9 protein-coding genes are annotated in these 11,937 nt (G+C 65.4%); 2 read left to right on the forward strand and 7 right to left on the reverse strand.

The genetic code is table 11. The features are described 5' to 3' along the window. Positions 1 to 2,388, forward strand: a 2,388-nt coding sequence (locus H8A95_RS18495) for a DUF2339 domain-containing protein (protein ID WP_229184413.1), incomplete at its 5' end; no start/stop codon positions are given. Positions 2,389 to 2,417: 29 nt separating this feature from the next. On the opposite strand, the gene H8A95_RS18500 is transcribed toward H8A95_RS18495, so the two are convergent. From H8A95_RS18500 to H8A95_RS18530, 7 genes are all read right to left on the reverse strand, one after another. Further along, positions 2,418 to 2,651 carry a DUF6894 family protein gene (locus tag H8A95_RS18500; RefSeq protein ID WP_163161152.1) on the reverse strand — a complete coding sequence of 78 codons (234 nt, stop codon included), beginning with the start codon at positions 2,649 to 2,651 and terminating at the stop codon, positions 2,418 to 2,420. A 238-nt stretch (positions 2,652 to 2,889) separates the two neighbouring features. Further along, positions 2,890 to 3,468 (reverse strand): hypothetical protein, encoded by a 579-nt coding sequence (locus H8A95_RS18505; RefSeq protein ID WP_229184414.1) that lies wholly within the window; start codon positions 3,466 to 3,468, stop codon positions 2,890 to 2,892. 186 nt (positions 3,469 to 3,654) lie between these two features. After that, positions 3,655 to 4,641: an acrylyl-CoA reductase (NADPH) gene (gene acuI / locus H8A95_RS18510; protein WP_229184415.1), complete on the reverse strand. Its 987-nt coding sequence runs from the start codon at positions 4,639 to 4,641 to the stop codon at positions 3,655 to 3,657. A gap of 44 nt (positions 4,642 to 4,685) precedes the next feature. Then, complete coding sequence (locus H8A95_RS18515) at positions 4,686 to 5,930, reverse strand: MFS transporter (protein WP_229184416.1); 1,245 nt, start codon at positions 5,928 to 5,930, stop codon at positions 4,686 to 4,688. Between the two features lie 293 nt (positions 5,931 to 6,223). Beyond that, positions 6,224 to 7,705: a cell wall hydrolase gene (locus tag H8A95_RS18520; RefSeq protein WP_229184417.1), complete on the reverse strand. Its 1,482-nt coding sequence runs from the start codon at positions 7,703 to 7,705 to the stop codon at positions 6,224 to 6,226. A 440-nt stretch (positions 7,706 to 8,145) separates the two neighbouring features. Further along, a complete protein-coding gene (gene ppdK / locus H8A95_RS18525; RefSeq protein ID WP_229184418.1) occupies positions 8,146 to 11,055 on the reverse strand; it encodes a pyruvate, phosphate dikinase in 2,910 nt (969 codons plus the stop codon). A gap of 91 nt (positions 11,056 to 11,146) precedes the next feature. Next, the gene (locus H8A95_RS18530) at positions 11,147 to 11,302 is read right to left on the reverse strand and encodes a DUF3096 domain-containing protein (RefSeq protein WP_021080009.1); all 156 of its coding nucleotides are present in this window, start codon (positions 11,300 to 11,302) and stop codon (positions 11,147 to 11,149) included. A 233-nt stretch (positions 11,303 to 11,535) separates the two neighbouring features. Between H8A95_RS18530 and H8A95_RS18535 the strand changes: the two genes are divergently transcribed. Continuing rightward, positions 11,536 to 11,895: a DUF1236 domain-containing protein gene (locus H8A95_RS18535; protein WP_212021927.1), complete on the forward strand. Its 360-nt coding sequence runs from the start codon at positions 11,536 to 11,538 to the stop codon at positions 11,893 to 11,895. Positions 11,896 to 11,937: the final 42 nt, after the last annotated feature.

The following is an 11,937-nucleotide window of genomic DNA, read 5'->3' on the forward strand; positions in this document are numbered from 1 at the left end:
CCGCCGCAGCCGGCCCCCGGTTTCGAGGAAACGCTCGGCACCCGCTGGGTGGTGTGGATCGGCGGCCTGACGCTCGCGCTCGGCGGCTTCTTCATGGTGCGCTATTCGATCGAGGCCGGCCTGCTCGGTCCCGGCGTGCGCACATTGCTCGGCGGATTGTTCGCGTTGGCGCTGCTCGGCGCCGGTGAATGGACGCGGCGCAAGGAGAGCATCTCCAGCATCGAAGCGCTGCCGATCGCCAACATTCCGGCGATCCTCACCGCGGCCGGCACCGCGGTCGCGTTCGCTACGGTCTATGCCGCCTACGCGCTGTACGACTTCCTCGCGCCGGCTACCGCCTTCATCCTGCTCGGCATGGTCGCGCTCGGCACGCTTGCGGCGGCGCTGCTGCACGGGCCTGCGCTGGCCGGGCTCGGCATCGTCGGCGCCTTCGTCACGCCGATCCTGGTCTCCTCGGACAAGCCCGACTTCTGGTCGCTGTATATCTATCTTGCGATCGTCACGGCGGCATCGTTCGGCCTCGCGCGCATCCGGCTGTGGCGCTGGCTTGCGGTCACGACCATCGCCTTCGCGCTGCTATGGACCTTCCCCTGCCTGCAATGCGGCCCGGAGATAATCGCGCCGCATGTCTTCCACGTCATCGCAGGCTTCGTGCTGGCGGCGCTGCTCGTGGTCTGCGGCTTCATGTTCGGCCCCGACGGTGATGGCGAAGAGATCGAGCCGATCTCCTCCGGCTCTCTCGCGGCCTATCTGTTCGGCGCGATGCTGATCGTGCTCAACAGCGCGCACGCCGACACCGCGATGATCGGCTTTGCGCTGCTGACGGCCGGCAGCCTTGTCGTCGCCTGGCGCGCGCCGGCCGCTGTCGGTGCGATCGGCGCGGCGTCGATCTTCGTCTTCATCGTGTTCGGCGAATGGGCCGTCCGCCGCAACGTCGACATGCTGGTGCTGCCGGGCGGCGCCATCCCGGGCATTGGCCCGTCCGCGACCGATGGCTCGGTCTCGTTGCATCTCGTCACCGCGGCGCTGTTCGCGGCCGCCTTCGGCATCGCCGGTTTCCTCGCACAATTCCGTTTTGCCACGACGAAGATCACGGTGACCTGGGCTGCGGCCGCCGTGTTCACACCGATCGCGCTGCTCGTCGCGCTCTATGCACGCATCGCACATCTCGATCGTTCGATCCCGTTCGCGGTCCTCGCCGTGCTGCTGGCCGCAGCCTACGCCGCCGCGACCGAAGCGCTGACCCGGCGCGGCGAGCGGCCGGAACAGTCGCCCTCGATTGCGCTGTCGGCAACCGGCGCCCTCGCCTCGCTGGCGCTGGCGCTCACCTTCGCGCTCGACAAGGGCTGGCTCACCATCGCGCTGGCGCTGGTGTCGATGGGCACGGCGTGGCTATCGGTACAGCGGCCGATCCCGTTCCTGCGCTGGCTTGCCGCGATCCTCGCCGGCATCGTCGTGCTGCGCATCGGCTATGAGCCGCGGATCGCGGGTGACGCCGTCGGCACCACACCGATCTTCAACTGGCTGCTGTGGGGCTATGGCGTTCCGGCGCTGTCATTCTGGGTGGGAGGGCATTTCCTGCGCCGCAACGGCGACGACGTGCCGCTGCGCATGGTCGAATCCGCCGCGATCCTGTTCACGGTGCTGCTCGCCTTCATGGAGATCCGCCATGCGGTCAACGGCGGCAACGTCTATTCCGATAGTGCAGGATTGACCGAGGTCGCGCTGCAAGTGGGCGTGACGCTCGCGATGGCGATCGGACTGGAGCGGCTGCGGCTGCGCAGCGGCAGCATCGTGCACAATGTCGGCGCGGTCCTGCTGACCGCGTTCGCCGGGCTTGCCAGCCTGTTCGGGCTGCTCGGACTGGAGAATCCGATGCTGTGGTGGCAGGACGTCGGCGGCAGCTTCATCAATCTGCTGCTGCTCGGCTACGCACTGCCGGCTGTGCTGGCGCTGCTATTGTCCTACGCGGTCGCGGGCCATCGTCCCGCTGCCTACGCCAACACGATCGCGGCCGGCGCGCTGGTGCTTGCGCTCGCTTATGTCACGTTCGAAATCCGCAGGCTCTATCACGGACCGGTGCTGACGCGCGGCGAGACCACGGGCGCGGAGCAATACACCTATTCGATCGCCTGGCTGATGTTCGGCGTCGCGCTGCTCGGTGTCGGCATCGTCGTCAATTCGCAGCGGGCGCGGCTTGCATCCGCTGCGGTGATCGGCCTGACGATCCTGAAGGCGTTCCTGGTCGACATGTCGACACTGACAGGTGTTTACCGGGCGCTGTCGTTCATGTGCCTCGGCATCGTGCTGGTCGCGATCGGTTGGCTGTATCAGCGGATCCTGTTCCGCAGGCGCGCCGCTCCGCCCGCGCCACAGGCTGAGGCTTAGCGCGTGTTGTTGTCCTGCAAGCGAGAGCCTCAGTCGACCGATTCAGCGACCAGGCGAATCCTGAACACGGGCTTCCTGCCCTCGTCGAGCAGCTCCATGTGCCATTCGCTGTCCTGCTTCATGTTGCGCGAAATGCTGCCAAGGAAATTGCCGCAGACCTTGGTCATCTCGGCCCAGGCCACGTCACGGCTCTCGAACTCCGTCGCGTGGTCGGACGCACCAGCGTAATCGCCATCACTGATACGGAAAAAATACTGCGCCATATGACTACTCAAATCGGTGCCCTCGTCATCCCGCCTGTCGGCGAACGCTAGGCTATTGAGTAGCTATCAACGCGTGGCGACCGCCATCCGTATGACTACGGCTCGGCAGCTATTCCCGCTAGCGCGCAGATGAGACGTCAGAGCGTTTTCGAGCGAAGTGGATACCGGTTCGCGTGAAGAAAACGCGTCAGAACAAAAATCTAGAGCCCCGTTCCGATTCAATCGGAACGGATAGGCTCTATTCGGTGGAACGGCGCAATTCCGGCGCGCTCTCGACCTTGGCGGGCTCGGCCTTGACCGGCTCGAGCTTCGCGCTTCCGACCTGCGGTGTCTCGACGCGCGACACTTCGGTCGGCGAGGCATCCGCGGATCGGGTGCGCGGGTGCAGCGAGCGCGGACGTGCCACCGCACGCGCCATCAGCATCTGCTGGCCGCCCTGGTGGCGAAATTCGCAGTAGGCGAAGCCCATGCCGGAGACCGAGCCGCGGAACGAGCGCTCGTCCTGCTTGTCGAGGTTGAAGCACGGCTCGAACGGAATGCCTTTCAGCGACGCGCACACGCTCTGACCGCGGATTTGCAGCGTATTGCCGGGCAGCCGCACGTGGCGGATCGGTCCGGAGCCGGAGAACTGGATCGAGCCTGCGGCGCCCAGATCATCGAGGATACGGCCGGCGCCGCGGGTGCCGTCGAAACAGGTGAAGGCGAACACCTTGCCGGCGACGAATTTGCGGGCCTCATCGGCGTTCATCATGCCTGCGAATGCCGGCACGACCATTGCTCCGGCCGTGACGGCCCCCAACACCAAACGCGCAAGCATGAGCTACTCCACTTACGAGCGCGGGCACCCGCTCCTTGTTGAGCATGATCCCCGCACCGACGCTTCTCGACGTCTGCGCGAGGAAACCCGGCCCCCCGGGATCACGCTGCAAGCCTCTTTACCCGCTGCTTACCATACCAACCGTGGCAACATTGGAGCAGCTTGGTTGGTAAAGTCTGAACGTCCTCAGACAATTTTTACCACGATGCGGCCGCGGACCTCGCCGCCGAGGATTTTCGTGCCATAGGGCACGACCTCGTCCAAGGCGATTTCGTGAGTGATATCAGCCAGTTTTGTCTTATCCAGATCGCGGGCAAGGCGGGCCCAGGCGGTCCGCCTGAGCTCGATCGGGCACATCACTGAATCGATACCGAGAAGGCACACACCCCGCAAAATGAAGGGTGCGACCGACGAGGGCAGGTCCATACCGGCCGCCAGACCGCAGGCCGCGATCGCGCCGCCGTACTTGGTCATCGAAAGCAGATTGGCGAGCGTGGTCGATCCGACGCTGTCGACGCCGCCGGCCCAGCGCTCCTTCGCAAGCGCCTTCGGGGCACCCGACAGCTCGGCGCGGTCGATCACCTCGCTGGCACCGAGTCCCTTGAGGTAATCGGTCTCCGACGTCCGCCCTGTCGATGCGATGACGTGGTAGCCGAGCTTCGACAGCACGGCGATCGCAACCGAGCCGACGCCGCCGGCGGCGCCCGTGACCACCACCGGGCCGCTCTTCGGCGTCAGACCGTGCTTCTCCAGCGCCAGCACCGAGAGCATCGCGGTGTAGCCGGCGGTGCCGACCGCCATCGCGTCGCGGGCCGAGATGCCGTCAGGCAGCCGCACCAGCCAGTCACCCTTGACGCGGGCCTTCTCCGCATAGGCGCCGAGATGGGTCTCGCCCATGCCCCAGCCGTTGCAGACGACCCTGTCACCCGCCTTCCAGTCGGGATGGCTGGACTGCTCGACCGTGCCGGCGAAATCGATGCCGGCGATCATCGGGAAGCGGCGCACCACCGGCGCCTTGCCGGTCAATGCGAGACCGTCCTTGTAGTTCAGCGTCGACCACTCGATGCGGACGGTGACGTCGCCGTCCATCAGTTCGGCTTCGTCGAACTGGGTCAGCGCGGCGGTGGTACCCTTGTCCGCCTTGTCGATCCTGATTGCCTTGAACGTCGCCACGATGCGCACTCCCCTAATCTTGGTTTCGGGGAGTTTTTATCTCATCAGGCAGGCTGCGCAACCGGGCGCGCGACCGGCGCTTCGACGATCGGCAGGTTGATCAGCGCCGACAGCACGCCGAACAGCACCGACAGCCACCAGATCGGGGTGTAGGAACCGTATTGCTCGAACACGATGCCGCCGAGCCAGACCCCGAGGAAGCCGCCGACCTGATGGCTGACAAAGGCGAAGCCATAGAGGGTGGAGAACCAGCGGGTGCCGAACATCAGCGCGACCAGCGCCGAGGTCGGCGGTACGCTCGACAGCCACAGCAGCCCCGAGACCGCGCCGAACGCAATCGCCGAGAACGGCGTGACCGGGAACGAGATGAAGGCAACCGTCGCCAGCGCGCGCGAGAAGTAGATCACCGAAAGCAGATAGCGCTTCGGAAAATAGTTCTGCAGCCAGCCGACGCTGAGCGAGCCCACGATGTTGAACAGGCCGATCGCCGCAACCACCCAACCGCCGGTGGTCGCCGGAATGCCGCGGTCGGCCAGATAGGCCGGCAGATGGATGGTGATGAAGGCGAGCTGGAAGCCGCAGGTGAAGAAGCCGAGCACCAGCAGGACGTAGGAGCGGTGACCGAAGGCCTCCGCCAGCGCGGTCTTGAACGATTGCTGATCGGCGGGCGCGGCATCCTTGGTCTCCGTCGGCGGCGTTGCCAGCGCGAGCGAGAGCGGCAGGATCAACAGCATCAGCGCGCTGAACACGACGAGCGCGGTCTGCCAGCCGAAATTGTCGATCAGGGCGACGCCAAACGGCGCAAACAGGAACTGGCCGAACGAGCCGGCGGCGGTGCCGGCGCCAAGCGCGATGCCGCGCTTCTCGGGCGGCAGTAGCTTGCTGAAGGCCGCCAGCACGAGATTGAACGACGAGCCCGACAGGCCGAAGCCGATCAGCACGCCGGCGCTGATGTCGAGCGACAATGAGGTAGTGGAGTAACGCATCAGCAGCAGGCCGGCAGCGTACAGCAACGCGCCGACGATCGTCACGCGCAGCAAGCCGAAGCGGTCGGCAATGGCGCCTGCGATCGGCTGGCCGAGACCCCACAACAGGTTCTGCAGCGCGATGGCAAGACCAAACACGTCGCGGCCCCAGGCAAATTCGCGACCCATCGGCTGCACGAAGAAGCCGAGGCTGGAACGCGGACCGAAACTCAGCAGCGCGATCGCGCAGCCGCAGACGATGATCACGAGCGGCGTACGCCAGTTGCCCGACGTCGGTCGAAGATTCCCGGTGGTTGCCGCCATTTTGTCATCCCCCCGCAATCGCTGCGGGGGAACCGCCCCGCTGAACGTTACGGGGAGTTAATGCACATGCATGAAAACCCCAAGGGGGGCAGGACAAAAACAGGAGAAAAATATTCGCCTGCAGGGCTGCCCTGCAGAAGTTGGGGACCGTCATTCCGGGGCGCGCGCAGCGCGAACCGCAGATGCGCGATTGCGCATCGGGGAATCTCGAGGTTCGGCGGTTTGCCCATTCCACCGAGATTCCGGGTCTGGCCCTGCGGGCCATCCCGGAATGACGGTTTGGATTGACGAGCCTATCGCTTGGCGCTGGCCTGCTCGGCCGAGCTCTGGGCGGCCTCGGCGAGCTGCGCCGAGATCTTGGCGGTCTCGGCCGGGTTGCCCCAGCTCGGCGCGTCGCTGCCGTCGCCCCAGGCGCGCGGGCGATAGAAGGTGTGGACGCCGAACTTGTAGGTCTTCTTCATCTCGCTGACCCAGGACGGCCGCACCCAATAGGCGTGGTAGTGCGTTGAGCGGTCGACTTCCGGCAGCCACAATTTGCCGTCGAGGATTGCCTTCGAGATCTTCCTGGCGCGGTCCCACATGTCGGGCTCGCGCACGACGTCAGGGATGTTGTCGCAGGCGAAGGTGAACTGACATGCGTAGTGGCGGTTCTTGTTCTGGTAGACCACGCCGCACACCGTCTCGGGATATTTGCCGGAGAAGGCGCGGTTCAGAACCACCTGGGCGACCGCGATCTGGCCGCGCACCGCTTCGCCGCGCGCTTCGAAATACACCGCCTCCGCGAGGCACTTCTCCGACTTGGCGCGCGACTTGTCGTCGAACAGGCCGAGCCGTTCCGCCGGCGTCTTGGTGTGCTGGTCGTCGGCGTTGACCTCGCCCTTCGGCGCGATGCTCTCGCCCATCTCGCCGGCCTTGACCGGGCCGTCGGCATCGACCGGCAATGACGCCATCACCTTCATGTCGGGATCGGGCTGAGCGGCCGGCGTCACGACGACCGGCGCCTCGCCGGGCTGCCAGCGCTCGAGATTCTCGGGCGCGCCGAGCGACGAGCCGAAGAACAGGCTCGCCGTCTTGAACGCAAACGGGTCACGCTCGCGTGCGGCTTCCGCCGGCGCGGAAGCAGCAGGCTTCACGGGCGCGGGCTTCAGATCGTCGAGCGGGTTGGTCTCGAGCGACATCGACACGTCGTATTGCTGCGGCGTCGGCTTCGCATATTGCGGCAAGGGCGGCGCGCGCAGCGCTTCCTGCAATTCGGGATCGAGCGGCGCGTTGTCCGCGGGCGCAGTCGCGGTCTTCATACCCTTGACCGACGAATTCGATGTCGCGGGATCCTTGATCGCCGGAGCCGTGTTTGCGGGCTCTGCGGGATCAACCTGGTCCGGCCACCTGACGACGAGACGATCGCCCTTCAGGGTGCGATCGACCTTGGGGAAATCCGATGCCGCATAGCGCGGCGGTGGCGCGGCAATCGGATTGCGCGTCACGGCGCCGGTGATGTCGGTGTTCGAACTGTCGAGCCGTGCGAGCAGGATTTGCGGATCTTGCGGCGCGGAGGTTCCGATCGGACGGCCGAAGCTGTAGGTCGCAACCTGGATCGAGCCGACCGCCGAGGCGAAGACACGCTTCTGCCAGCGCTCGGCGACGCCGGGCTGCCGGGCCAGGAGCGAGGCAATATCCTGATATCCGAGCTCGGTCGGCATCAAGGCGAAGATGCAAAGACCGAGACCGAAGAGCGCGAGACGTGCGCCCCTCGGCTGGTTACGCGACACAAACATCGTACGCTCACGCAACGCTTACTGAGTGCAATCGAACGCGGTACATCCGCGCAATTCGACCTTTCCCGTTGCTAACTTGTTTAGGTTGCCGCGGAGTTAATCAGCGTTGCACGCGCGCTACACTCAAGCGATCGCGTGCGTACCGCGTGTCGTATCACTCGCGCTGGTAAATGCGCGGCGCATGAAAGTCGTAAACGACACGTCAACAAGGATGGTGAATAAAGTGTTGCGCGCGGCCCTCGGCCGTCATTGCGAGGAGCGGTATTGACGACTTGTCCGCCGAAGCCTTGGCAAAGGCGGAAGCAATCCATCGCTCCACACACGCGGTGAGATGGATCGCTTCGCTTCGCTCGCAATGACTCTGTTTGCTGACTGCCTCAACAAAACAAAATGGCCGGGACTTGGTCCCGGCCATTGCACTCTCTGAACTGCGTGATCGCTTACGCCTGGCTGGCGATCTCCTTGCCGAGCGCGGCCTGCGCGGCGGCGAGCCGCGCGATCGGCACGCGGTAGGGCGAGCACGAGACGTAGTCGAGCCCGACCTCGTGGCAGAATGCGACCGATGCGGGATCACCGCCGTGCTCGCCGCAGATGCCGACCTTGAGGCTCGGCCGCGTCTTGCGGCCGCGGGTGACGCCGATCCTCACGAGCTCACCGACGCCGTCGCGATCGACCGAGATGAACGGATCGATCTCGAGGATGCCCTTGGCGACATAGGTGCCGAGGAAGCTCGCAGCGTCGTCGCGGCTGATGCCGTAGGTGGTCTGCGTCAGGTCGTTTGTGCCGAACGAGAAGAACTCCGCGGTCTCCGCCACCTCGCCGGCCATCAGGCAGGCGCGCGGCAGCTCGATCATGGTGCCGACCTGGTAGGTCAGCTTGGCGCCGGTTTCCTTCATCACCGCATTGGCGGTCGCATCGATCCGCGCCTTGACCAGATCGAACTCGGCCTTGGTCGCGATCAGCGGCACCATCACCTCGAGCCCGACCGGCTTGCCGGTGCGCTTGCCGGCTTCGACGGCGGCCTCGAAGATCGCGCGCGCCTGCATCTCGGCGATCTCGGGATAGGCGATCGCGAGACGACAGCCGCGGAAGCCGAGCATCGGATTGAACTCGGACAGTTCGCGGGCGCGGTCGGCGAGCTTGCGCGGATCGGTGTTCATGGCGCGCGCCACTTCCTCGATCTCGGCCTGGGTGTGCGGCAGGAACTCGTGCAGCGGCGGATCGAGCAGGCGGATCGTGACGGGCAGGCCCTTCATGATCTCGAACAGCTCGACGAAGTCGGCGCGCTGCATCGGCAACAGCTTCGACAGCGCGGCACGGCGCGACTGCTCGTCCTCGGAGAGGATCATCTCGCGCACGGTGCGGATGCGGGTCTCCTCGAAGAACATGTGCTCGGTGCGGCAGAGGCCGATGCCTTCGGCACCGAACTTCACCGCAGTGCGCGCGTCATCGGGCGTATCGCCGTTGACGCGGACACCGAGCTTGCGGACCTCGTCGGCCCAGCCCATCAGCGTGCCGAACTCGCCGGACAGCTCCGGCTCGATCATCGGCATGCGGCCACCCAGCACCTGGCCGACCGAACCGTCGATGGTGATGACGTCGCCGGTCTTGAAGGTGCGCGAGCCGATGCTCATGGTGCCGCGGCCGTAGTCGACACGAATGGTGCCGCAGCCGGAGACGCAGGGCTTGCCCATGCCGCGCGCGACCACCGCCGCGTGCGAGGTCATGCCGCCGCGGGTGGTCAGGATGCCCTGGGCGGCGTGCATGCCGTGGATGTCTTCCGGGCTGGTCTCGATGCGGACCAGGATCACCTTGCGGCCGTCGGCCTGCAGCTTGGCTGCTTCGTCCGACGAGAACACGATCTCGCCGGAGGCGGCACCGGGCGACGCCGGCAGGCCGGTCGCGATCACGTCGCGCTTGGCGGCGGGATCGATGGTCGGGTGCAGCAGCTGATCCAGCGAAGCCGGATCGATCCGCGTCACCGCGTCCTTGCGCGAGATAAGGCCTTCATTGGCGAGCTCGACCGCGATGCGCAGCGCCGCCTTCGCGGTACGCTTGCCGCCGCGGGTCTGCAGCATCCACAGCTTGCCCTGCTCGACCGTGAACTCCATGTCCTGCATGTCGCGGTAGTGCTTCTCGAGCAGCGTGTAGATCCGCGTCAGCTCCTTGAACGCGGCCGGCATCGCGGCTTCCATCGACAGCTTGTCGGAGCCGGATTCCTGGCGGGCGTCTTCGGTGATGTCCTGCGGCGTGCGGATGCCGGCGACGACGTCCTCGCCCTGCGCGTTGATCAGGAACTCGCCGTACAGCTTGCTCTCGCCGGTCGAGGGGTTGCGGGTGAAGGCAACGCCGGTCGCCGAGGTCTCGCCCATATTGCCGAACACCATCGCCTGCACGTTGACGGCGGTGCCCCAGGATTCCGGAATGTCGTGCAGCTTGCGATAGGTCACCGCGCGCGTATTCATCCAGGATGAGAACACCGCGCCGATCGCGCCCCACAGCTGGTCATGCGGATCCTGCGGGAAGTCGTGACCGGTCTCCTTGGCGACCGCTTCCTTGTACTTGCCGACCAGCTCGACCCAGTCGTCGCCGGTGAGATCGGTGTCGAGCGAGTAGCCCTGGCCGTCCTTGAAGGTGTCGAGGATGTCCTCGAAGTGATGATGCTCGAAGCCGAGCACCACGTCGGAATACATCGTGATGAAGCGGCGATAGCTGTCATAGGCGAAGCGGCGGTCGCCGGAGAGTTCGGCGAGCGCTTCGACCGTGCGGTCGTTGAGGCCGAGATTGAGCACGGTGTCCATCATGCCAGGCATCGAGGCGCGCGCGCCGGAGCGAACCGAGACCAGCAGCGGGTTCTTGGCGTCGCCGAAGGTCTTGCCGGTCAGCTTGCCGACATAGTCGAGCGCCTTCTCAACCTGGGCTTTCAGTTCCTTCGGATACGTCTTGTCGTGCTCGTAGAAGTAGGTGCAGACCGAGGTCGGGATCGTGAAACCGGGAGGCACCGGCAGGCCGAGATTGGCCATTTCCGCGAGGTTGGCGCCCTTGCCGCCGAGCAGATCGCGCAGGGTCGCCTGGCCCTCGGCCTTGCCGTCGCCGAACGTATAGACCCACTTGCCGGCCTTGATCACGACCGGGGCCGCCTTCTTCGCAACGGCCTTCACCGGCGCCTTGCTGGCGGGCTTTGTAGCCGGTTTGGCGACGGCTTTCGGCGCCGCCTTCGGGGCGCTCTTCTTCAGCGCCTTGCGCGCCGGAGCAGCCTTGCGGGCGGCGGCGGAGGGCTTTGATTTCGCTGCTGTTTTGCCAGCAGTTTTCGCAGCAGATTTCTTGGACTTCGCGACGGCTTTGGCCATGTCAGACAACAATCCGGAAGGAGGGGTCGAAGATGCGCGCCTTACACCATTTTGGGGGGTTCCGCGCAAGCCGCGAAACCCCGCTTTCCCGCTACAGGTGCAGCCAGCGCAGCAGGCCCATTCCCACGAGCCCTACGAAGATCAGGTAGATCGCGACGATGTAGTTGAGGAGCCGCGGCATGATCAGGATCAGGACGCCTGCAGCCAGCGCCACGATGGCAGGCAGATGCCCAGCGGTGATGGTCATTGAAGTTTTCTCCGGCAGTTTTTGGAGGAGCGAATCGAGCGGCAGTTTATCCGCTGAGGGGGTTCCCACATCAAGACGTCTGCACGGCCTGAGAGTTCCCGCAACTCACGAAAATTGCTCCAAATTGCCGCGTATGTGGCGGTGGTTTTTCGGAACATCGCCGCAGCCGATGCATTGGCTCGCCGTGCGCATCGGCGAAGGCCGGCGCGCGCCATAAAAGAATGGAGCGAGCCATGCGAAACAGAATACTTGCCGTTGCGGCGGTTGCTGCTGCGATCACGGTGCCGGCTGTTGCCGCACAGGCCCAGACCGTTGGCGTTGTCCGCGGTGGCCCGCCGGTTGCAGTCGAGGATGACGAGGGCATTGCGGTCGAGCAGCGTCCGGCATTCCGCGAATACATCGTGCGCGAGCGCGTGCCGAACTACACCGTTCCCGATCGCGTCATCGTCGGCACCGTGCTGCCGGACGCCGGCGTGACCACATACGACGTGCCGCAACGGTTCGGCGCGACGCCCTATCGCTACACCGTCGTGAATGGCGAAACCGTTCTGGTCGAGCCGCGTTCGCGACGGATCGTTCAGGTGGTCGACTAAATTCGGCGCGATAGCTTGAACGAGCAGTCCGGGCGCCGTGCA

This window comes from Bradyrhizobium oropedii (assembly GCF_020889685.1).
Lineage (GTDB): Bacteria > Pseudomonadota > Alphaproteobacteria > Rhizobiales > Xanthobacteraceae > Bradyrhizobium > Bradyrhizobium oropedii.